At 62.1% G+C, this 21,161-nt stretch carries 18 protein-coding genes; 11 read left to right on the top strand and 7 right to left on the bottom strand.

The genetic code is table 11. The features are described from left to right. Positions 1–2: 2 nt before the first annotated feature. The 5 genes from kdpA (at position 3) to HU739_RS20790 (ending at position 8,039) form a co-directional block, all read left to right on the top strand. Positions 3–1,697: a potassium-transporting ATPase subunit KdpA gene (gene kdpA / locus HU739_RS20810; protein WP_186547067.1), complete on the top strand. Its 1,695-nt coding sequence runs from the start codon at positions 3–5 to the stop codon at positions 1,695–1,697. 10 nt (positions 1,698–1,707) lie between these two features. Next, positions 1,708–3,765, top strand: coding sequence for a potassium-transporting ATPase subunit KdpB (kdpB, locus tag HU739_RS20805; protein ID WP_186547068.1), 2,058 nt, complete (start codon positions 1,708–1,710; stop codon positions 3,763–3,765). Between the two features lie 178 nt (positions 3,766–3,943). After that, positions 3,944–4,489 carry a potassium-transporting ATPase subunit KdpC gene (gene kdpC, locus HU739_RS20800; RefSeq protein ID WP_186547069.1) on the top strand — a complete coding sequence of 182 codons (546 nt, stop codon included), beginning with the start codon at positions 3,944–3,946 and terminating at the stop codon, positions 4,487–4,489. A gap of 151 nt (positions 4,490–4,640) precedes the next feature. After that, positions 4,641–7,292: a sensor histidine kinase gene (locus HU739_RS20795; protein ID WP_186547070.1), complete on the top strand. Its 2,652-nt coding sequence runs from the start codon at positions 4,641–4,643 to the stop codon at positions 7,290–7,292. 48 nt (positions 7,293–7,340) lie between these two features. Next, entirely contained in the window at positions 7,341–8,039 is a 699-nt protein-coding gene (locus HU739_RS20790) for a response regulator (protein ID WP_186547071.1), read from the top strand. 125 nt (positions 8,040–8,164) lie between these two features. On the opposite strand, the gene HU739_RS20785 is transcribed toward HU739_RS20790, so the two are convergent. Continuing rightward, positions 8,165–9,202: a patatin-like phospholipase family protein gene (locus HU739_RS20785; protein WP_186547072.1), complete on the bottom strand. Its 1,038-nt coding sequence runs from the start codon at positions 9,200–9,202 to the stop codon at positions 8,165–8,167. Between the two features lie 216 nt (positions 9,203–9,418). On the opposite strand from HU739_RS20785, the gene HU739_RS20780 reads away from it, so the two are divergent. The 3 genes from HU739_RS20780 to HU739_RS20770 all read left to right on the top strand — a co-directional run bounded on the left by HU739_RS20780 (position 9,419) and on the right by HU739_RS20770 (position 11,587). Continuing rightward, a complete protein-coding gene (locus tag HU739_RS20780) occupies positions 9,419–9,697 on the top strand; it encodes a hypothetical protein (RefSeq protein ID WP_016770894.1) in 279 nt (92 codons plus the stop codon). 103 nt (positions 9,698–9,800) lie between these two features. Next, on the top strand, positions 9,801–10,559 hold the full coding sequence (locus tag HU739_RS20775; protein ID WP_186547073.1) for a CHAD domain-containing protein: 759 nt from the start codon (positions 9,801–9,803) through the stop codon (positions 10,557–10,559). A gap of 233 nt (positions 10,560–10,792) precedes the next feature. Continuing rightward, a complete protein-coding gene (locus HU739_RS20770; protein ID WP_186547074.1) occupies positions 10,793–11,587 on the top strand; it encodes an acyl-CoA thioesterase in 795 nt (264 codons plus the stop codon). A 1-nt stretch (position 11,588) separates the two neighbouring features. On the opposite strand, the gene HU739_RS20765 is transcribed toward HU739_RS20770, so the two are convergent. The 3 genes from HU739_RS20765 to HU739_RS20755 all read right to left on the bottom strand — a co-directional run bounded on the left by HU739_RS20765 (position 11,589) and on the right by HU739_RS20755 (position 14,663). Beyond that, positions 11,589–11,954 (bottom strand): DUF962 domain-containing protein, encoded by a 366-nt coding sequence (locus HU739_RS20765; protein WP_186547075.1) that lies wholly within the window; start codon positions 11,952–11,954, stop codon positions 11,589–11,591. A 204-nt stretch (positions 11,955–12,158) separates the two neighbouring features. After that, positions 12,159–13,640: a methyl-accepting chemotaxis protein gene (locus HU739_RS20760; protein ID WP_186547076.1), complete on the bottom strand. Its 1,482-nt coding sequence runs from the start codon at positions 13,638–13,640 to the stop codon at positions 12,159–12,161. A gap of 216 nt (positions 13,641–13,856) precedes the next feature. Next, positions 13,857–14,663: a TatD family hydrolase gene (locus HU739_RS20755; protein ID WP_186547077.1), complete on the bottom strand. Its 807-nt coding sequence runs from the start codon at positions 14,661–14,663 to the stop codon at positions 13,857–13,859. A gap of 235 nt (positions 14,664–14,898) precedes the next feature. Here HU739_RS20755 and HU739_RS20750 point away from each other — a divergent pair, with 235 nt between their 5' ends. From HU739_RS20750 to HU739_RS20740, 3 genes are all read left to right on the top strand, one after another. After that, the gene (locus HU739_RS20750; protein ID WP_186547078.1) at positions 14,899–16,320 is read left to right on the top strand and encodes an MltF family protein; all 1,422 of its coding nucleotides are present in this window, start codon (positions 14,899–14,901) and stop codon (positions 16,318–16,320) included. A gap of 112 nt (positions 16,321–16,432) precedes the next feature. Further along, positions 16,433–16,867, top strand: coding sequence for a DoxX family protein (locus HU739_RS20745; protein WP_186547079.1), 435 nt, complete (start codon positions 16,433–16,435; stop codon positions 16,865–16,867). A 248-nt stretch (positions 16,868–17,115) separates the two neighbouring features. Beyond that, the gene (locus HU739_RS20740; RefSeq protein WP_186547080.1) at positions 17,116–17,424 is read left to right on the top strand and encodes a class I SAM-dependent methyltransferase; all 309 of its coding nucleotides are present in this window, start codon (positions 17,116–17,118) and stop codon (positions 17,422–17,424) included. 6 nt (positions 17,425–17,430) lie between these two features. Here HU739_RS20740 and greB read toward each other — a convergent pair whose 3' ends face one another. Genes greB through HU739_RS20725 form a run of 3 tightly spaced genes read right to left on the bottom strand, consistent with a single transcriptional unit; the run spans position 17,431 to position 21,151 of the window. Continuing rightward, on the bottom strand, positions 17,431–17,928 hold the full coding sequence (greB, locus tag HU739_RS20735; RefSeq protein ID WP_186547081.1) for a transcription elongation factor GreB: 498 nt from the start codon (positions 17,926–17,928) through the stop codon (positions 17,431–17,433). A gap of 35 nt (positions 17,929–17,963) precedes the next feature. Then, complete coding sequence (locus HU739_RS20730; RefSeq protein WP_186547082.1) at positions 17,964–20,468, bottom strand: ABC transporter permease; 2,505 nt, start codon at positions 20,466–20,468, stop codon at positions 17,964–17,966. After that, a complete protein-coding gene (locus HU739_RS20725) occupies positions 20,468–21,151 on the bottom strand; it encodes an ABC transporter ATP-binding protein (RefSeq protein WP_016770883.1) in 684 nt (227 codons plus the stop codon). Before HU739_RS20725 ends, HU739_RS20730 begins: the two co-directional genes overlap by 1 nt. Positions 21,152–21,161: the final 10 nt, after the last annotated feature.

Genomic DNA, 21,161 nt, shown 5'->3' with positions numbered 1-21,161 from the left:
CTATGCACAGTTATGACTATTGGCTGATCCTTGGGTTTTTTGCGCTGGTCCTGCTGCCGGCGCCGTTCCTCGGGCGTTTCTACTACAAAGTGATGGAAGGCCAGCGCACTTGGCTGACGCCGGTTCTGGGCCCGGTCGAGCGCGGTTGCTATCGCCTCGCCGGGGTCGATCCGCAGAGTGAACAGAGCTGGCAGAAATACACCCTGGCACTGCTGGCGTTCAACCTCGCCGGGTTCCTGCTGCTGTTCGCGATTCTGCTGTTCCAGGATCATCTGCCGCTGAACCCGCAGAATCTGCCGGGCCAGGAATGGACGCAGGCGTTCAACACCGCGGTCAGTTTCATGACCAACACCAACTGGCAATCCTATAGCGGCGAAGCGACCCTCAGCTACCTCAGCCAGATGGTCGGCCTCACCGTGCAGAACTTTGTCAGCGCCGCCACCGGGCTGGCCGTGCTGGTTGCGTTGTGTCGTGGCATCGGACGCAAGTCGGCACACACCCTTGGCAACTTCTGGGTCGACATGACCCGCGCCACCCTCTACGGCTTGCTGCCGCTGTGCCTGCTGCTGGCGCTGTATCTGGTCTGGCAGGGCGTGCCGCAGACCTTCGCGCAGTATGTCAACGCGGTGACGATGCAGGGCGTTGACCAGGTGATTGCGCTCGGCCCCGCCGCCAGCCAGATTGCGATCAAGCAACTGGGCACCAACGGTGGCGGCTTTTTCGGCGTCAACTCGGCGCATCCGTTCGAGAACCCGACCGCGTGGAGCAACCTGTTCGAAGTCGCCTCGATCATTCTGATCCCGGTGGCGCTGGTATTTACCTTCGGCCATTACGTCAAGGATCTGCGCCAGAGCCGCGCGATCATCGCCTGCATGCTGGCGTTGTTTTTGATCGGCGGCGCGACATCGCTGTGGGCCGAATATCAGCCGAATCCGACCCTGAACAACGCTGCCGTCGAACAGACCGCGCCGCTGGAAGGCAAGGAGTCGCGCTTCGGCACCACCGCGACGGTGTTGTGGTCGGTGACCACGACGGCGGCCTCGAACGGTTCGGTCAATGGCATGCATGACAGCCTCAACCCGCTGAGCGGCATGGTCGCGCTGGTCAACATGATGGTCGGCGAAGTGATCTTCGGCGGCGTCGGTGCCGGGCTTTACGGCATGTTGCTCAACGTGCTGATCGCGGTATTCCTCGCCGGTTTGATGATCGGCCGCACGCCGGAATACCTCGGCAAGAAGCTTCAAGCGCGTGAAGTGCAATTGCTCGTCGTGACCTTGTTGGTGATGCCGGTTGGTGTGCTGGTGCTGGGCGCGATTGCCGCCACGGTTCCCAGTGCTGCGGCAACCATCAGCAACCCCGGCCCGCACGGTTTCAGCCAGTTGCTCTACGCCTACACCTCGGCCAGCGCCAACAACGGCTCGGCATTCGGTGGCCTGAGCGCGAACACGCCGTTTCACAACCTGATGCTCGGCCTGGGCATGTTGATCGGCCGCTTCGGCTACATCCTGCCGGTGCTGGCACTGGCCGGCAGCCTGGCGATGAAAAAAAGCGCACCGGTCGGCCAGAACAGCTTTCCGACTCACGGTCCGCTGTTCGTAACCCTGTTGACCGTGACCATTCTGCTGGTGGGTGGCCTGACCTTTCTGCCGACCCTGGCGCTGGGTCCTGTCGCCGAACATTTAAGTATGGGCTTCTAAGGAATCCATCATGAATATGCCTGCAATCAAACCGGCTGCCATCAAGGCACCGGAATCAGCAAAAACCGCGATCTCGGCGCTGTGGCGCCCGGCGCTGGTGCAAGCTTTCGTTAAACTCGACCCACGGCAACTGGCGCGTTCGCCCGTGATGCTGGTGGTCGAACTGACGGCGATTTTCACCACGGTGCTGTGCTTCATTCCAGACGCCGATGTGCCGACCTTCGTCGCCGCACAAATCGCCTTGTGGCTTTGGTTTACCGTGCTGTTCGCCAACTTCGCCGAGGCCTTGGCCGAAGGTCGTGGCAAGGCCCGCGCCGACAGCCTCAAGGCCGGCAGCGAAGGTCTCAGTGCTCGCTGCCGCCAAGCCGATGGCAGCTTCAAGATTGTGCCCGCTGCCAATCTGCGCAAGGGCGATGTGGTGCGCGTCGAAGCCGGCGAGATGATCCCCGGTGACGGCGAAGTCATCGAAGGTATCGCGGCGGTCAACGAAGCGGCGATTACCGGTGAATCGGCGCCGGTGATCCGCGAGTCCGGTGGCGACCGTTCCGCCGTCACCGGCAACACGCGGCTGGTCTCCGATTGGCTGCTGGTGAAGATCACCGCCAACCCTGGTGAATCGACCCTCGACCGCATGATCGCGCTGGTCGAAGGCGCCAAACGCCAGAAGACTCCGAACGAAGTCGCACTGGATATCCTGCTGATCGGCCTGACCCTGATCTTTCTGCTGGTGGTCGTGACCCTGCAACCGTTCGCCCATTTCGCCAACGGCAGCCTGCCGCTGGTGTTCCTCGTGGCGTTATTGGTCACGCTGATCCCGACCACCATTGGCGGCTTGCTCTCGGCGATCGGTATCGCTGGGATGGACCGGCTGGTGCGTCTGAACGTGATTGCCAAGTCCGGTCGCGCCGTCGAAGCGGCCGGTGACGTGCATGTGCTGTTGCTCGACAAGACCGGCACCATCACCTTCGGCAACCGTCGCTGCAGCGCGGTGTACGCTGCGCCGGGCGTGACTGGTCGTGAGCTGGCCGAAGGCGCGTTGTTCGCCTCCCTGGCGGACGAAACCGCTGAAGGCAAATCGATCGTCGAGTTCTTGCGCGGCCTGCATCCACAACCCGAGCCGGCGCCAGAAACCTTGACGGCCGTGCCGTTCAGCGCAGAAACCCGTTTGTCCGGCGTTGATTATCATGGACGCGTGTATCGCAAGGGCGCGGTGGATTCGCTGCTGGCGTTTCTCGGTCAGCAGCGCTCGGATCTGGCCCCGGCACTGGCGCGGGAAATCGACAAGATCGCCCAGAGCGGTGGCACGCCGTTGCTGGTCTGCGCCGACGGCAAACTGCTCGGAGCGATTCACCTCAAGGACGTGGTCAAGCCGGGCATTCGCGAGCGTTTTGCCGAACTGCGCAAGCTGGGCATTCGCACGGTGATGGTTACCGGCGACAACCCACTGACCGCGGCGGCAATCGCGGCGGAGGCGGGCGTTGATGATGTGCTTGCCGAGGCGACCCCAGAGAAAAAACTCGCGCGTATTCGTCATGAGCAAAACGACGGTCGTCTGGTCGCGATGTGCGGCGACGGCGCCAACGATGCCCCGGCGCTGGCTCAGGCAGACGTCGGCATGGCGATGAACGACGGCACGCAAGCTGCCCGCGAAGCGGCGAACATGGTCGATCTCGACAGCGACCCGACCAAGCTGCTCGATGTGGTGCAGATCGGCAAGGAGTTGCTGGTGACCCGCGGCGCGCTGACGACCTTTTCCATCGCCAACGACATCGCCAAATACTTCGCGATCCTGCCGGCGCTATTCGCTTCGATTTATCCGCAACTGGGCGTGCTGAACATCATGCAATTGACCAGCCCGCAGAGCGCGATTCTCTCGGCCATCGTCTTCAACGCGTTGATCATCGTCGTGCTGATTCCGCTGGCCCTGCGCGGCGTGCGGGTGCAGGCGGCGAGTGCGGCGGCGTTGTTGCGGCGCAATCTGCTGATCTACGGGGTGGGCGGGATTGTGGTGCCGTTTGTGGGGATCAAACTGATCGACATGCTGCTTACGGCGCTGCATCTGGTTTGACAAGATCTCGGCGGTGCGGGGCCCTGGTGGCAAGGGAGCTTGCTCCCGCCGGGCTGCGAAGCGGCCCCAATCCGATTGACCGAGTTGCCGGTTTTTACGACTGCTGCGCAGCCGAGCGGGAGCAAGCTCCCTCGCCACAGGTGTCGCAGTGTTGCCCATTTGCAAGAGGATTTTGAAAATGTCCACAATGATACGCCCAGCCCTGAGCCTGTTAGTGCTGATGACCCTGATCACCGGCGTCGCCTATCCACTGGTGGTCACCGGCATCGCCCAGGTCGCATTCCCGGCCCAGGCCAACGGCAGCCTGATCCACGACGCCGATGGCAAAGTCCGCGGCTCATCGCTGATCGCCCAGGATTTCAGCGGTGACGGCTGGTTCCACCCGCGTCCTTCGGCGGGCGCGTTCGCCACGGTCGCCAGCAGTGCAAGCAACCTCGCACCGAGCAATCCGGCTCTCGCCACACGGGTGATCGACGACGCCAACAAACTGCAGGTTCCCGGCCAGGGCCCGGTGCCGTTAGCCTTGCTGACCACCTCCGCCAGCGGCCTCGATCCGCACTTGCCACCGGCAGCGATTGCCTATCAACTGGCGCGTGTCGCGGCGGCCCGTAACCTGCCCGTTTCGACCTTGCAGCAACTGCTCGATAAGCACATCGAACAACCGCTGGTAGGGCCGCCGGTGGTGAATGTGCTGGAGTTGAATCTGGCACTGCAAAACTTGTAATTCAGCTAACACCGATCGTTCCCACGCTCTGCGTGGGAATGCATCAATAGACGCTCTGCGTCGGCTTTTATGGGACGCAGAGCGTCCCGGGCTGCATTCCCACGCAGAGCGTGGGAACGATCAATCTCAAACCGAACAAGGCAATCCAAGCATGAGCGACTCCGGCCGCGCCGACGCACTGTTAGCAGACTTGCCCCGGGACGGCCGTGGCCGTTTGAAGGTCTTCCTCGGCGCCGCCCCCGGCGTCGGCAAAACCTACGCCATGCTCCAGGCTGCGCACACGCAATTGCGTCAGGGTGTGAAAGTCCTCGCCGGTGTCGTCGAAACCCATGGCCGCGCCGAAACCGAAGCGCTGCTTGGCGGCTTGCCGCAGCAACCGCTGGTGCGCACCGAATACCGTGGTGTGATGCTCGAAGAAATGGACCTCGACGGCCTTCTTGCCGCGAAGCCGAAACTGGTGCTGGTCGATGAACTGGCCCACAGCAACGCCCCCGGCAGCCGTCACGCGAAACGCTGGCAAGACATTCAGGAGTTGCTCGCCGCCGGCATCGACGTGTTCACCACCGTCAACGTCCAGCATCTGGAAAGCCTTAACGATCAGGTGCGCGGTATCACCGGCGTGCAGGTGCGCGAAACCCTGCCCGACTGGGTGCTGCAAGAAGCCTTTGAGCTGCTGCTGATCGACCTGCCGCCACGGGAACTGCTTGAGCGGCTGCGCGAAGGCAAGGTCTACGTGCCGGAGCAGGCGCGTGCCGCCATCGATGCTTTTTTTACCCAGACCAATCTCACCGCGCTGCGCGAGCTGGCGATGCAGACGGCGGCGGCGCAAGTCGACAACGATCTCGCCCAGGGCTATCGCCAGCTCGGTCAGGCCGCGCCGGCCGTGCGCGGGCGCCTGCTGGTCGGCGTCGATGGTGACGCGCAGGCCGAACGCCTGGTGCGGCATGCCAGCCGCGTCGCTCAGCGTCGGCATTTGCCGTGGAGTCTGGTCCATGTCGATAACGGCAGCGTGCGCGATGAACAATCGCGGCTGCGTCTGCAAAGCGCTCAGCAATTGGCCGAGCGCCTCGGTGGCGAAGTGGTGTTGCTGCGTGCCGGCGAAGTGGCGAAGACCTTGATTCAGCACGCCAGCGAACGCCGAGCGAGTCTGCTGTTGGTCGGCCAGTCGCGGCCACGATTGCGTCGGCGCGTGTTCGGCGGTGGATTAGCGGCGCGGTTGCTGCGTCAGGCCCACGGTCTGGAAATCAACGTGCTCGACAGTGACCACGAACAGCACCCACCGCGCCCGCGCAATCCGATCACGCTGGTTTGGTTCGACTACGCGCTGGCGCTGGTTGCCACGGTATTGGCAAGTGCATTGGCATGGGCGGTATCGAGTGTGTTGCCGCTGCCGAACATCTCGCTGGTGTTTCTCGCCGCGGTGCTGCTGGTCGCGGTGCGCAGCAGCCTCGGCCCGGCACTGGCGTGTGCGGCGCTGTCGTTTCTGACCTATGACTTTTTATTCATCCCGCCGAATTTCTCCTTCAGCATCCAGCGCGAAGAAGACGTGCTGACGCTGTTGTTCTTCCTGCTGATGGCGGCGCTCACCGGTAATCTCGCCGCGCGTCAGCGCCGGCAATTGCAGGCCCTGCGCGACACCCAGGAAGAGACCAGCGAATTGCTTGACCTGTCGCGCAAACTCACCGCCGCGACAGATCGTCAGGCGGTGGTCAGTGCGGCGGCGCAGCACCTCAACGGCTGGCACGACCTGCAACTGTGCCTGCTCAATCGCGACGGTCAGGGCGGCTGGAAGGTCGAGACCGGCGGCCCGCTGCAATTCAGCGAGGCAGAACGTGCCGCCGCCGACTGGGCCTGGCAACACGATCAACCGGCGGGCATGGGCACCGGAACGCTGCCGTCCGGGCGTTGGTGGTGGTGGCCGTTGTCGGTCGATGACGGGCCGCTGGCGCTGCTCGGGGTCTGCGCCAAAGAGGGCCAGACCCTGAGCGGCCAGCGCCGACGCTTGCTCACCGCGTTGAGCCAGCCGCTCGCACAGGCGCTGGCGCGGGCGCAGTTGGCCGATGATCTGGAAGCCGCGCGCTTGCACGGCGAAACCGAGCAGTTGCGCAGCGCCTTGCTGGCGTCGGTGTCCCACGATTTGCGCACGCCGCTGACCGCCATGCGCGGCAGCATCGACAGCTTGCTGGCGCTGGGCGAAGCGATCCCGCTGGAGGACCGCCGCGAATTGCTCGAAGGCACCCGCGATGAAGCCGAGCGTCTGGATCGCTATATCCAGAATTTGCTCGACATGACCCGCCTCGGCCATGGTGCGTTGAAGCTGGCGCGGGACTGGGTGTCGCCGGCCGACATCGTCGGCAGTTCGCTCAATCGCCTGCGTGCGGTGCTGGCGCCGTTGCAGGTGAGCACCGATGTGCCGGCTGAATTACCGCTGCTGTTTGTGCATGCGGCATTGATCGAACAGGCATTGGTCAATGTCGTGGAGAATGCCGCACGCTTCTCGCCCGCCAATGGTCGTTTGCAACTGCGTGCCGGGGCTGACGATCAGGAGATCTTTTTCGCGGTCAGCGATGAGGGACCGGGTATCCCCGAAGACGAGCGGGCGAAGATTTTCGACATGTTCTATACCGCCGCGCGCGGTGATCGTGGAGGGCAGGGCACGGGCCTGGGCCTGGCGATCTGTCAGGGCATGGTCGGCGCGCACGGCGGACGGATCAGCGTCGCCGACGGCATCGACGGGCGCGGCACGTGCATCACCCTGCACCTGCCGTTGCAGACGCAACCGGGGATGGACAATGAACCCTGAGTCCGTCTGCGCTACTCTCTTGTCACTCTTTTGTATCGACGTGAATTCATGAGCCAGACCGCGACCATTTTGGTCATCGATGACGAACCGCAGATCCGCAAGTTCCTGCGCATCAGCCTCGCGTCTCAGGGATATAAAGTGCTGGAAGCGGGGACGGGGGCCGAGGGCCTGGCGCAGGCCGCGTTGAACAAGCCGGACCTGCTGGTGCTCGACCTCGGCTTGCCGGACATGGACGGTCAGCAAGTGCTGCGCGAATTTCGCGAATGGGCCACGGCGCCGGTGCTGGTGTTGTCGGTGCGCGCCAGCGAAGGGCAAAAAGTCGAGGCGCTGGATGGCGGCGCCAATGACTACGTGACCAAACCGTTCGGCATCCAGGAATTCCTCGCCCGGGTACGCGCATTGTTGCGTCAGGCACCGACGGGCGAGGCGCCGCAAGCGGCGCTGAATTTCGGCCCGTTGACCGTGGATCTGGCTTATCGGCGGGTGCTGCTCGACGGCGCGGAAGTGGCCCTGACCCGCAAGGAATATGCAGTGCTGGCGCAACTGGCGCGGCATCCGGGCCGGGTGATTACCCAGCAGCAACTGCTCAAGGATATCTGGGGACCGACGCACACCGAGGACAGTCATTATCTGCGCATCGTGGTCGGGCACCTGCGCCAGAAGCTGGCGGATGATCCGACCCGGCCGCGGTTTATCGTGACGGAAGCGGGGGTGGGGTATCGGTTGTTGAGTGCTGATGGTCTGTAGTTTTGTGGTGTCTGGTCTGGCCTCTTCGCGAGCAAGCCCGCTCCCACAATGGATTTATGCACGACGCAAAACCTCTGTAGGAGTGAGCCTGCTCGCGATGACGGCCTGACAGCCAGCGCAGATTTTCAACCCTGCTCACTCTCATACCGATCCAGCGTATCGCTGGCAATCTGCCGCCCCAGTGCGATCAATTCCGGTGCCTTGTAAAACTCGAAAAACCGGCACACCCGTTTCGGCACATTGATCAGGATATCCGGCGGATAGCCGGCAATCTTGTACTGCGCCAGTGAGGTCTGCATGACCTCGAAACTTTGGTTGATCAGGTCGAGCAGGGACGCCGGGCCGACGTTATCGATAATGAAAGAACCGGTGGCGGACTTCGGCGCGCCTTCACGCTCGGGCGCGGCCGCCGGCTGCTGGCTTTCCGGTTCGACGCCTTCAACCCAGGGATTGATGTCCGCCGCTTCGGCACGCAGCGCTTCCTGTTCCAGCCGCAACAACTGCTCGGCCTGCTTGCGCCTGAACGGCATCTTCGAACCCAGCGAATTGAGCAGGCTGTCGAAGCGTGAACGAAAGGCTGGCGGGCGTTCGATCACCGGTAGTTTGTAATGCCGCTGGTTGGTCGAGTTGAGATTGACCGCGATGATCAGATCGCAGTGGCTGGACACTACCGGCACGATCGGCAAAGGATTGAGGATGCCGCCATCGACCAGCATGCGATTGCCTTGCATCACCGGAGTGAACAGGCTGGGAATCGCCGCCGACGCGCGCATGGCCTGGTGCAGGCAACCTTCCTGGAACCAGATTTCCTGCTGGTTGGTGAGGTCGGCGGCGACGGCGGTGTAAGGGATGCGCAGGTCTTCAATATTGATTTCGCCGACAATCTTGCGGATCTGCCCGAAGACTTTTTCGCCGCGAATCGCGCCGAGGCGAAAACTCACATCGACCAGCCGCAGCACGTCGAGGTAATCGAGGCTTTCGATCCAGCGGCGATACTCATCGAGCTTGCCGGCGGCATAAATCCCACCGACCACCGCGCCCATCGAACAACCGGCGATGCAGGCGATGTCGTAGCCGCGCCTTTCCAGTTCTTCGATAACGCCAATATGGGCGTAGCCCCGGGCCCCCCCGGAACCCAGCACCAGTGCGACACGCTTTTTCATCCAACGTCCTCCCGACAAGGTTTCACAATGCACCCATCGAGGCAGCGGCTCAATCGCCGACGTCGTTCAGCACGCCAATGACGTCGTTTTTTCGATACTGTGCGATGCTTCCAGACTATCCTTTTCGCCAATGCAGTTTGCTGGGCGGGCAAGGCACTTTTTCGCCGCCCGACCGTCTTACCTGCACGACTGTTGACCTACCTTGAGGTGTGAGTGATGAAAGCCTGGATCTGTGTGCCGTTGATGGCCCTGGTATTGGCCGGTTGTGCCGGCAAAACCGCGTATCGCGACAGCTGCGGCAGCCAGCTCGACGCGGCGTGGCATGAACTGGATCTGGCCAAGGCGGAAGGCTTCGCCGGCACGGTCAGCTATTCCAAGGCGCTGTCGCTGCTGACCGCAGCCAAGACCCAGCAGCAATTCGAAGGCTTCGAAGGCTGCAGCAAGAAAGCCGAGAAAGCGCGTTTCTACATTCGCGAATCCCGCGCAGGACGTTAACAGCAACTGCAAGTTTTGAGCTGCAAGCTGCAAGCTTAAGGCGACCGCCTTCAGCCTGAAGCCTGCAGCTTGGAACTCGCAGCTGCCCATGGAGTAGCCCCCTATGATCGACCGGTTGGTGGCTCATCTGTTGAGCCTGGAAGTGCGCTTGCTGGCTTGCCAGGCGCGGTTGGCCGCGCGCACCGATCCCGAGGCCTTGCACGATTTGCGTACCACCGTGCGGCGCTTGCGCAGTCTGTTGCGGCCATTGCGTGGGCTGCCGGGTGTCGAGCAACTGGAAGCCGCTGCCTCGGCGGTGGGTGATGTGACGACGCCGTGGCGCGATCGTGAGGTGCTGGCGGCGTATTTGCTCAAGCATGATCAAGGCGAAGCTGCCCAACGCCGCATGGCACAGATGGCCGAAGCGTATCCGGCACTGGCCGCCAGTGCGCAGTTGGCTTCGTTGCTGATGATCCTCGATGCCTTCCCGCGTTTCCTGCGTGCCGCGCAGCGTCAGGGCCTGCTCAAAGGCTTGGCCAAACGCATCGAAAAACGCCTGGGCAAGCAGTGGCAGAAACTCGATGAAGCGCTGCACGACCCCGCCCATGACCGCCATCGTCTGCGTCTGCTGATCAAACGCGTGCGCTATGGCATCGAAGCCTATCCCGAGCTGGATCGCTTGCCGGAACCGGCGCTCAAACGCTTGAAGTCTGCGCAAGCTGCGCTGGGCGACTGGCACGACTGCTGGCAATGGCTGGCACGCGTCGAGCAGGAAGCGGATCTGCAACCGTGCGTGGCAACGTGGCAGGCCGGCTTGATCAAAGCTGAACTGAAAGCCGATCAAGTGTTGGAAAAACTCAGCGCGACCTGCTTCAAATCCTGAGATCGCCGCGATCCCTGTAGGAGTGAGCCTGCTCGCGATAGCAATCTATCAGTCGCCAATTCATTGTCAGATAAATCGCTATCGCGAGCAGGCTCACTCCTACAGAGGATTTTCAGCGTGACGGATATTGGTCCAAGGCCTATCTGTCAGCCCATTTGACCGGAATAGACGCTGCGCCGCGGTGCCGGGCTGGTTAAGATCGCCGCATCCCTTTTTTGCTTGCCGAGGTTGCCATGCGCTTTTGCGATCTGCTCGATGCCGTCCGCCAACAACCTGAAGTAACCATTCCCGCCGAATGGGGACAGGGTCGGGCCAGTTTTGGTGGCCTGGTGGCTGCGCTGCAATTTGAAGCCATGCGCGCCAGAGTGCCGGACGAGCGTCCCGTGCGGTCGCTGGCGATCACTTTCGTCGGCCCCGTCGAACCGCAAATCCCGGTGAGTTTCGAGGTCGAGGTGCTGCGCGAAGGCAAAGCCGTCAGCCAGGTATTGGGCCGAGCCATGCAGAAGGGTCAGGTGGTGACGATCATTCAGGGCAGCTTCGGTGCTTCACGGCCCTCGGAAGTGGCCGTTGACGCGTACCCGGCACCGACCATGAAACACTGGGATGAATGCCAGGAGCTGCCGTATATCAAAGGTGTGACCCCGGAGTTCATGCGTCATCTGGCGATGCGCTGGAGCGTCGGCGGCATGCCTTTCACCGGCACGCAGTCGCGGCAGATGGGCGGATGGGTGCGTTTGCGTGGAGACGTTCGGGAAGAGCCGGTCAATGAAGCGCATCTGCTGGCGCTGGTTGATGCGTGGCCACCGGCGCTGTTGCCGTACCTGAAGAAGCCGGCACCGGGCAGCACACTGACCTGGACCATCGAATTCGTTCAGCCCTTAAGGAACGTGAGTACGCTGGACTGGTGCCAATACCTGGCCGATATCGAATACGCTGCCGATGGCTACGGTCATGTCGCCGCAAAGCTGTGGAGCGCGGAGGGAGAGTTGATCGCCATGAGTCGCCAGACGGTGACGATCTTTGCCTGACTCAATGCCGACGGTGACGCTCACGCCAGGCGCGCCACCAACCGCCGCTGAGCAAGAAGCGCGGGAAAGTCAGGAACTGCTCGACCAGCAAGCGTGACACCGCGTCTTTACGATCACTGAACGGCTCGGAGGCTTGCGCCTCCAGGCTGTGGCCGTGGCGCTGCAGACCCAGCGCCGCGAGGATACCGATCACGCCGATGGCGACGCTGGCCAGACTCAGGCTGAACACCCCCGACACGATCAACAGAAAGGCCACGATAAACAGCGGCACGGCAATCAGGTGCAGCACCAGATTGGTCGGATGCTGGTGATTGCCCGGGTAGGCGCGCCATTGCCACGCGGGAAGGTTGGGGTGACGTTTGCCCATGTTGCTACTCCTTGATCCATGTTTGAACTCATGGTTGAAGAATAGGCGCGGGCGAGGAGGGCGGCGAATCAAGGTTGGCTATTGAAGTGATAGGGGCAATGGACAAATTGGATGTTGCCCAATCTGGCCCCATCGCGAGCAGGCTCACTCCTACATTTGGAACGCATTCCCCCTGTAGGAGTGAGCCTGCTCGCGATGGCGTCATCAAAGTTTCAACTGACCTATCGCCTTGTTAAGCGCCCCAGCCAACGTCGCCAACTCACTGCTCGTCGTCGCCGAATCCACCGTCTGCCGTACGGTGTTTTCAGTCACATCGCGAATACTCACCACCGCCCGGTTCATCTCCTCGGCGACCTGGCTCTGCTGCTCCGCCGCCACGGCAATCTGCGTGTTGCTCTCACGCATCTGTGCCACCGCCCCGGTGATGTCAGCCAATGCCTCACCGGCCTCCTGCGCCTGTTGCACGCAGTCGTCGGCCTTGTACGAACTCTCCTGCATGAAGTCCACTGCATCGCGGGTGCCGGCCTGCAGGGCGGACACCATGGTGGTGATTTCATCGGTCGAGGTCTGCACACGCTTGGCCAGATTGCGCACCTCATCGGCAACCACCGCAAAACCGCGGCCCATCTCGCCGGCGCGGGCGGCTTCGATGGCGGCGTTCAACGCGAGCAGGTTGGTCTGCTCGGCGATGCTGTGAATCACGCTGACCACGCCGTTGATTTTCTGGCTGTCCTCGGCCATCCGTTGAATCATCTCGGCGGTCTGCTGCACGCCGCTCGACAGCCCGGTAATCGACTGCTGTACGCGCGCCACTACCTGTTGGCCGCTGCCGGCGAGGCCGTCGGCGGTCTTTGACAGATCGCGGGTGGCACCGGCGTGCTGGGCGATGTGATAGACGGTGGCGGTCATCTCGTTGATCGCGGTGGCGGCCTGATCGGTCTCGCTCTGCTGGCCGAGCATGCCGTGACGCACTTCGTTCATGCTCGACGCCAGCCGTGCCGCACCGACGTCCAGTTGCCGCGCGGTGTTGGCGACGGTCGTGACCACACGCTGATAACCGGCCTGCATCGCATTGAAGGCATTGGTCATCTGCCCGACCTCGTCCTTGCCCGCCAACGGCACCCGGGCCGAGAGGTCGCCGGTTTTTTCGACGTGGAGCATGACGTCTTTCAACGTATTGAGTTGGCTGAGCAGAAAGCGGATCAGCAATTGCGAAGCGCCGAGCATCGCCAGCATCAGGATAAACACCGCGAATGCGTAGTTGGCGAAGCGCTCGCTGAACACCTGGCTCAGGCTCGGGGCGTAGGCGATGACCGCCACTTGTTCGCCATCGGCGCGGCTGAATACCTCGGCGCCCATTAACGGGTTGTCGCCGAACAGCGGCATTTCATTGATGGCATTCCAGCCGTTGCTGCCGCTGATTTCCAGCAGCGGTTGATCGTTGAGACGCGGTGCTTCACCGCGCTTGAAAGTCAGCACCTGAGCGGATTTGGGCAGCGCCCGCTCTGGCGGCCAGGCCTTGAGCAGTTGCGCCTGCGCCTGAGCGGAGGCCTGCGCGGCGTGGCTGCGGGCCTGTTGTTCAAGCTGGACGGCGTACAACACCAGCAGCAGGGTGGTGACAAAGGCGACCGCGTTGACCGCCCAGAATTTGTATTTCAGCGAGATATTGCTAAGCCAGGCACCCATGGAGGTCTTCTCTGATAGCGGAAACAGTTTTGGCAAGGTGCCATTATTGTGCCGCTATCCAGATGAGAAGACCTTGATATGAGTCAACAGACGCCGCTGCCCTGCTTTTCTGTAGGAGTGAGCCTGCTCGCGATAGCAGTGTGTCAGTCAATGCTGTAAGCAACTGACCCACCGCTATCGCGAGCAGGCTCACTCCTACAATGGGATTCGGTGGTGTCAGGAAACGATTGGCAAACCGTAGAACGTCCGGGCACATGCGGTGGTATGCGCCGCCAGCGCTTCTTCGGTCTCGCCGCGATGCAACGCCACCTCGCGCAACACCTCAGTCAGATACGCCGGCTCATTGCGACCGTTTTTCGGTTTCGGCCGCAGCGTGCGCGGCAGCAGATACGGCGCATCGCTTTCCAGCATCAGCCGTCCCGGTTTGATCTCTTTGACCAGCGGATGCAGATGCGTGCCGCGGCGCTCGTCGCAGATCCAGCCGGTGATGCCGATGTGCAAGTCCAGATCAAGGTAGCTGAACAAGGCTTTTTGCTCGCCGGTGAAGCAATGCACCACGGCCGCGGGCAACTGATCGCGGTAATCCCTGAGGATCTCCAGCAATCGCTGGTTGGCATCACGCTCATGCAGGAACACTGGCAATTGCAGCTCGACCGCCAACGCCAGGTGTTCCTCGAGGACTTTCTCCTGTTGCGGGCGCGGCGAGAAGTCGCGATTGAAGTCCAGCCCGCATTCGCCCACTGCAACGACATTGCCTTCCTGCAACAGGCTGCGCAGGCGCCGTGCACTGTCGGCATTCCAGTCGCTGGCCGAATGCGGGTGAATGCCGGCGGTAGCAAACAGTCGCTGACCGCTGTCATCGAGTTGCCGGCACAGTTCAAGCGCCTGTTCGCTGCCCTCGACGCTGGTGCCGGTCAGCACCAGCTGGCAGACCCCGGCGGCATAGGCGCGGTCTAGCACGGCCTGGTGTTTGTCGGCGAAACTGGGGTTGGTCAGGTTGACGCCGATATCGATGAGTTGCATGGTGCTACCTCGGGCCGAAGGCCGGAAAGCATATCAGAGCTGTAGATTTATAAGAAAAGCCAAGAACTACAACGGCTTATGGCTGTCTGTTGAGGCCGCGAGAGACCGGGGGTGGCGGTGATGCCATCACTGTGCCAGTCTTTCGCACTTTACCAGCGCTCCGAGCGCTCTGTTTTCCTCGGTGATTTCGCCACGGTTGTACGCGCAAATCGCCCGTATTCTTTTCGGAGAGTGGATGCATCGTCCCTCGGTTTTGCTGCTGTTGTGTGGCGCGTTGCTGCTGCCGATGCCGGTGCTCGCCCGCTTGCCCGGGCCGCTGCAAGCCGTGCCGGCGACCAAGGTCCGCGACCTGTCCGAGATTCGCAGCAGCCGCGTGTTGCGGGTGCTGGTCAATCAGAGCCGCAACAGCTCTGGCGAAGTTCAGGGCCAGGCCATCGGTGTCGAATACCATCGCTTGCGTGCGTTCGAGCAATACCTCAATGGCCATGCCCGCGATGGTCAGGACGTCACCCTCAAGATTATCCCCAAAGCCAAGGATCAATTGCTCGGCGCCTTGCAGCGTGGCGAGGGCGACATGGTCGCGCCCGGCGAGTTGCTCGATTTGCCGTCGGGCTATGCGGTGTCCAGCAGTGAACCGATCGCCAGCAATGTGCCGTTGGTGCTGGTCGGCATCAAAGGCGAGCGGCGTTACACCAAGGTCGAGCAGCTCTCCGGGAAAACCCTCGCGTTGCCCACCGGCAGCGCGGCGGGGGAGGCGGTCAGCCAGTTGAATCAGAAACTGGCGCTGCACAAGCTGGCGCCGATCAATATCGAATGGGTCGATCCGACACTGGCGGTAGAGGACGTGCTGGAGATGGTGCAGGGCGGCATTTTCCACCTGACCATCGTCGAGCAACCGATTGCCGAGCGCTGGGGCAAGATCCTGCCCAAATTGCGCCTCGACCGGCAGCTGAACCTCGGCGAACCGGGCGAAGAGCATTGGTTCGTGCGGCGCGACGCGTCGATGTTGCGTGCGAGCATCGACCGCTTCCTCACCGGTTACAAGAAACCGTCAAACGAAGATGCCGCGTTTCTGCGCATTTATCGCCGCCTGTATCAAGTCCATTACCCCTTGGCCAAGGCCGATCGCCAGCGTCTGGAAAAACTGCGTCCGACCCTGCAGAAGCACGCCGACGCGCAGAACATGGACTGGCTGAATCTGGCGGCGCTGGCGTTCAAGGAATCGCGCCTGCAACCCAACGCCCGCAGTGGCAGCGGCCCGACCGGGCTGATGCAGATCACGCCGTCCGCGGCGCAACGGGTCGGCGTCAGCAATATTCAGAATCTCGATGCCAATGTGCAGGCCGGGGCCAAGTACCTGGCGATGATCCGTCGCAAGTTCTTCAACAGCCCGAAACTCAATGAGCGTGAACGCATGGCCTTCACGCTCGCCGCCTACAACATCGGCCCGGAGCGCGTGCAGGGCATGCGTGCCGAAGCGCGGCGACGCGGCCTGAATCCGAACCAGTGGTTCTTCCAGGTCGAGCGCATTGCCATGGAGCAGGTGGGAATGGGCGCCGTCAGCTATGTTAATAGCGTCAACAAGTATTACTTGGCATTCGACCGGGAGCGGGAGTCGCTGGAGCCGCGCGGACAAAAAGTGGTCACACGGAAATAATCTAATAATTAGATTGTTATGGCGCAATTTTTGCGCTTTAAGCATAAAATAAACTGATTAATATAGCGACCAACCCAAACACACAACACTTCTGCACAACAAGGAATGCCCCATGAGTTCTCTGATCAACAAGGTTCTGTTCACCCGTGCCGGTTACGGCCTGACTGTTCTGCGTATCGCTGTCGGCGTCATCTTCGCCGCGCACGGTGCACAAAAGCTCTTTGGTCTGTTCGGCGGCTACGGCCTGGCCGGCACTGCGCAATGGATGGAGAGCATCGGCCTGACCCCGGGCTACCTGATGGCGTCGCTGGCCGGCGGTACCGAGTTCTTTGCCGGTCTGGCGCTGATCATCGGCCTGCTGGTGCGCCCGGCGGCACTGGGTCTGGCGTTCCTTTCGCTGGTGGCGATCTTCTCGGTACACATCGGCAACGGTCTGTTCATGGCCAACAACGGTTATGAGTTCGCCCTGGCCCTGCTGGCCGGCAGCATTGCAGTACTGATCGAAGGCGCCGGCAAGCTTTCGGCGGATCGCGCCATCGCCGGTTAAGCGCTCTGGCTCAAGCCCAAGGCCCGCATTGTGCGGGCCTTTTTTGTTGCGGCTGATTCTTGACACTGGTCGGTCACGTTATCTAGGATGTTGCTCATGCGCCGATTTAAACAGCTACTTGCGGGGCGCCAGGTAACTCGATCAGTTACCGTCAGAAGCCGTAACAGGGCTTCGAAATACCGCTAAAGCGCTGGTTCGGTGTTGCCTCTCACCTGCCATGCAGACTTTTGAGGCAGAGACACGACACGATGAATGCACTACGCCCTCCAGCACGTCCCGCGCCGATCACGGCTCATATCACCCAGCGCAACCCGAAAATTCTCCTGGGCGGCAAACACCAGCCGACGCTGTTGCGTTATCTCGATGGCTGGCCACGTCGCAGCGGCGGTCCTGCCGCCTTCCTGATCCAGTTTGTTGATGACGGCGAGTCGCTGGCGCGTTTTGCCAGCGACAGTTTCGATCTGGCGGTGATTCAGGCGCCCAGCGCAGAAGAGGCGCCTGACATGATCAAGCAACTGACCCGCGTTGCGCGGCAGGGTTTGATCACTCGCCGCTGATTCGGCTTACGGGTATTCGATCGCGACGATATAGACGAACTGCTCGCCGGTCGGCGTCTGTACCCGGACTTCCGCGTCAAGCGCTTTGCCGATCAACGCGCGAGCCAGTGGCGAGTCGATGCTGATCAGGCCTTGTTTCAGATCCAGTTCATCCGGACCGACGATGCGGTAGCGCGATTGCTTGCCGCCTTCGTCCTCGATGGTCACCCAGGCGCCGAAGTAGACCTTGTTCGGATCGCTGGGTTTTTCGCTGACTACCTTGAGTGCTTCCAGGCGTTTGGTGAGAAAGCGCACACGACTGTCGATTTCGCGCAGCATTTTCTTGCCGTAGGTGTACTCGGCGTTTTCCGAACGGTCACCCTGTGCCGCCGCCTCACTGACGGCTTGCGTGACTTGCGGGCGACGCACATGCCACAACTCATGAAATTCAGCGCGCATCCGCGCTTCACCCTCGGGGGTGATCAGCGCGGTGCCAGCGGTGCGGGGAGGGCGATAGCGGCTCATGGCAACTTCTTGTGATTAAGACGGCTTTGAGTCTATCAACCCTCGCGCAACACTGTCAGTGGGCTCGCGTTCAATGCCCGACGCGTACCGAACACACCGGCGCCACCAATCAACGCTGCGCCAATCAACGGCAACACCAGCAACCACGGATGCGGGTGCCACGGCAGGTCGAAGGCGTAGCGATACAACACCAGACTCACCACCTCCGAACCGATCGCCGCGAGCAGACCGCTGACCGCGCCGAGCAAACCGAACTCGATACGCCGCGCCTTGATCAGCAACTGCCGCTCGGCACCCAGCGCGCGCAACAGCGCACCCTGGCGAATGCGTTCATCCAGTGTCGCCTGCAGGCCGGAGAACAGCACCGCCATCCCCGCAGCGAGCACAAACAACAGCACATATTCCACCGCCAGGGTGACCTGGGCGAGGATACTGCGCAGTTGTTCGAGCAAGGCTTCGACCTGCAGGATGGTCACTGCCGGGAAGGTCCGCGACAGCTCGACGATCTGCTGATCGTGACCGGGGGCCAGATAGAAACTGGTCAGGTAGGTTGCCGGCAGATCCTTCAAGGTGCCGGGCTGGAAGATCATGAAAAAGTTCGGCTGGAAGTTATCCCAGTTGATCTCGCGCAGGCTGGTGACCTTCGCTTCACGATTGACCCCACCGACATTGAAGATCATGTGATCGCCGAGCTTGAGTTTCAGGCTTTCGGCGACTTTGCCTTCCACCGAGACGCCCGGTACATCGTCGGACGGCTGGCCGCTCCACCAGGAACCGGCGGTGAGCTTGTTACCGGCCGGCAGGTCCGCGGCCCAGGTCAGGCTCAGGTCGCGTTGAATGGCGCGGTCGCCCGCTGAATCCTTGCTGACGATTTGTTGTACCGCTTCGCCATTGATACTGATCAGTCGCCCCGGCACCACCGGATACAGCGGCGCCGCTTGCGCGGACACCTTGATCAGGTGATCGGCGAAAGCCTGTTTATCCCCTGGCAGGATGTTCAGCGCAAAATAATTGGGCGCATTTTTCGGCAACTGGTTCTGCCAGGTATCGAGCAGTTCGCCGCGCAGCAGGGCGATCAATGCCATCGACAGGAGGATCAGTCCGAAGGCCAGCGATTGTCCGGCCGCTGCCAACGGATGACGCAGCAATTGCCCAAGGCCCAGTCGCCAGGGCAGCGAGGCGCGGGCGAGCATCCGGCGCAGGCTTTGCAACAGCAACAGCAGCAAACCGCCAAGTACCAGCGCAGCGACCACGCCACCGCCGAGCAGAGCGAACGTCAGCAGCAGATCCAGGCTCAGGCGCCACATGATCAGGCCCAGCGCACCCAGCGCCGCGCCGTACACCATCCAGGTGCTCGACGGAATCGGCAGCATGTCGCGGCGCAACACCCGCAGCGGTGGCACCCGGCCCAGTGCCGCAAGTGGCGGCAAGGCAAAACCGGCCAGCGCCACCAGTCCGGTACCGATTCCGGCGATGGCCGGGAACAGGCCCCCCGGTGGCACATCACTGGGCAGCAAATCATGCAGCAAGGCGAACAGGCCCAGCTGCGCAAGCCAGCCGAGCAGGGCGCCGCTGATTGCGGCAACCAGCCCGAGCGCGGTGAGTTGCAGGCTGAACAGCACCATCGTTTCCCGGCGTGAAAGACCGAGGCAGCGCAGCAGGGCACTGGCATCGAAACGCCGACTGGCAAACCGATTGGCCGACAGCGCTACCGCCACACCGGCCAGTAACACCGCGACCAGACTGGCCATGTTCAGATAGCGCTCGGCCTTGCCCAAGGCACCGCCAATCTGTCGATTACCGTCACGGGCATCCTGAATTCTCTGGTTGGCGGCCAGGCCCGGTTTGATCAGTTCCCGATAGGTTTCCAGCGCCTGGGGTTCGCCGCGCCACAGTTCGCGATAGCTCACGCGGCTGCCCGGCTGCACCACGCCGGTGGCGGCGAGGTCTTCAAGGTTGATCAGCACCCGTGGCGTCAGGCTGTAGAAATTGCCGGCGCGGTCCGGCTCATAGGTCAGCACGCGCGTCATCTTCAGGGTCTTCATGCCGACATCGATGCTGTCGCCGATCTTCAGATCCAGCGCCGTCAGCAGGCGCGCCTCGACCCACGCTTCGCCGGGTTGCGGCTCGCCGCCGACTTCTTCAGGGGCAAAGGGGGCGGGCGCACTTTTCAGCTCGCCGCGTAATGGATAGGCGCGGTCGACGGCTTTGATGCTCGACAGTTGAATGCCGTTGTCGGTGGCGATGACGCTGGAAAACTCCACCACCTGCGCATGATTCAGGCGCAGTTCGCTGCCGCTGCGGATCTGCTCCTCGCGAGCCGGCGAGCTGCCTTCCAGCACCAGGTCGGCACCTAGAAATTCAGTTGCGCGCAGCATCATCGCGCCGTTGAGGCGGGCACCGAAGTAGCCAATCGCGGTGCTCGCCGCAACGGCGACCACCAGCGCAAAGAACAATACGCGCAACTCTCCTGCGCGGGCATCGCGGATGAGTTGACGAAGGGCAAGGCTGAACAGGCGTAACAGCGGCAAACGTGCCATCAAGGCTCCAGAGGGGCGACCAGCAGCCCGGCTTCAAGACGGATCAGACGCCGGCAGCGATGGGCCAGGCGTTCGTCGTGGGTCACCAGCACCAGAGTGGTGCCGCGTTCCTTGTTCAATTCGAACAGCAGGTCGCTGATGCGCTCACCGGTGTGGCTGTCGAGGTTGCCGGTCGGTTCATCGGCAAACAGCACGTCAGGTTCGGCAGCGAAAGCCCGGGCAATGGCCACGCGTTGCTGTTCGCCACCGGAGAGCTGACGCGGCGAGTGGGTCAGGCGCTGGCCGAGGCCGACGCGCTGGAGCAATTGCGTGGCGCGTTCGCGGGCGTCTTTGCGGCCATCGAGTTCGAGCGGCAGCATGACGTTTTCCAGCGCGTTGAGGCTGTCGAGCAACTGGAACGACTGGAAGACAAAACCGACGTGCTCGGCACGAATACGTGCGCGCTGGTCCTCATCGAGATTGCTCAGGCCCTGGCCGGCGAGGGTGACTTCGCCGCTGCTGGGCAGGTCGAGCCCGGCGAGCAGGCCGAGGAGGGTGGATTTGCCGGAACCGGACGCGCCAACGATGGCCAGGCTGTCGCCCTTGTTCAGTTCCAGGCTGAGTTCGTGCAGGATAGTCAGTTCACCTTCCGCGCTAGGGACCACTTTGCTGAGGTTCTTCGCGGTGAGAATGCTTGCGCCCATGGAGAATCCG

This window comes from Pseudomonas hamedanensis, assembly GCF_014268595.2.
Lineage (GTDB): Bacteria > Pseudomonadota > Gammaproteobacteria > Pseudomonadales > Pseudomonadaceae > Aquipseudomonas > Aquipseudomonas hamedanensis.
Note: the sequence above shows the minus strand (reverse complement) of the source record. Positions and strands in the feature narration are given on the sequence as shown.

What these genes read in the sequence shown, in the direction of transcription:
- kdpC (WP_186547069.1), top strand. Translation starts at nt 3,944, where the DNA reads ATGTCCACAATGATACGCCCAGCCCTGAGCCTGTTAGTGCTGATGACC.
- HU739_RS20750 (WP_186547078.1), top strand. Translation starts at nt 14,899, where the DNA reads ATGCATCGTCCCTCGGTTTTGCTGCTGTTGTGTGGCGCGTTGCTGCTG.
- HU739_RS20760 (WP_186547076.1), bottom strand. Translation starts at nt 13,640, where the DNA reads ATGGGTGCCTGGCTTAGCAATATCTCGCTGAAATACAAATTCTGGGCG.
- HU739_RS20775 (WP_186547073.1), top strand. Translation starts at nt 9,801, where the DNA reads ATGATCGACCGGTTGGTGGCTCATCTGTTGAGCCTGGAAGTGCGCTTG.
- HU739_RS20725 (WP_016770883.1), bottom strand. Translation starts at nt 21,151, where the DNA reads ATGGGCGCAAGCATTCTCACCGCGAAGAACCTCAGCAAAGTGGTCCCT.
- greB (WP_186547081.1), bottom strand. Translation starts at nt 17,928, where the DNA reads ATGAGCCGCTATCGCCCTCCCCGCACCGCTGGCACCGCGCTGATCACC.
- HU739_RS20765 (WP_186547075.1), bottom strand. Translation starts at nt 11,954, where the DNA reads ATGGGCAAACGTCACCCCAACCTTCCCGCGTGGCAATGGCGCGCCTAC.
- HU739_RS20755 (WP_186547077.1), bottom strand. Translation starts at nt 14,663, where the DNA reads ATGCAACTCATCGATATCGGCGTCAACCTGACCAACCCCAGTTTCGCC.
- HU739_RS20795 (WP_186547070.1), top strand. Translation starts at nt 4,641, where the DNA reads ATGAGCGACTCCGGCCGCGCCGACGCACTGTTAGCAGACTTGCCCCGG.
- HU739_RS20730 (WP_186547082.1), bottom strand. Translation starts at nt 20,468, where the DNA reads ATGGCACGTTTGCCGCTGTTACGCCTGTTCAGCCTTGCCCTTCGTCAA.
- HU739_RS20785 (WP_186547072.1), bottom strand. Translation starts at nt 9,202, where the DNA reads ATGAAAAAGCGTGTCGCACTGGTGCTGGGTTCCGGGGGGGCCCGGGGC.
- HU739_RS20770 (WP_186547074.1), top strand. Translation starts at nt 10,793, where the DNA reads ATGCGCTTTTGCGATCTGCTCGATGCCGTCCGCCAACAACCTGAAGTA.
- HU739_RS20780 (WP_016770894.1), top strand. Translation starts at nt 9,419, where the DNA reads ATGAAAGCCTGGATCTGTGTGCCGTTGATGGCCCTGGTATTGGCCGGT.
- kdpB (WP_186547068.1), top strand. Translation starts at nt 1,708, where the DNA reads ATGAATATGCCTGCAATCAAACCGGCTGCCATCAAGGCACCGGAATCA.
- HU739_RS20740 (WP_186547080.1), top strand. Translation starts at nt 17,116, where the DNA reads ATGAATGCACTACGCCCTCCAGCACGTCCCGCGCCGATCACGGCTCAT.
- HU739_RS20790 (WP_186547071.1), top strand. Translation starts at nt 7,341, where the DNA reads ATGAGCCAGACCGCGACCATTTTGGTCATCGATGACGAACCGCAGATC.
- kdpA (WP_186547067.1), top strand. Translation starts at nt 3, where the DNA reads ATGCACAGTTATGACTATTGGCTGATCCTTGGGTTTTTTGCGCTGGTC.
- HU739_RS20745 (WP_186547079.1), top strand. Translation starts at nt 16,433, where the DNA reads ATGAGTTCTCTGATCAACAAGGTTCTGTTCACCCGTGCCGGTTACGGC.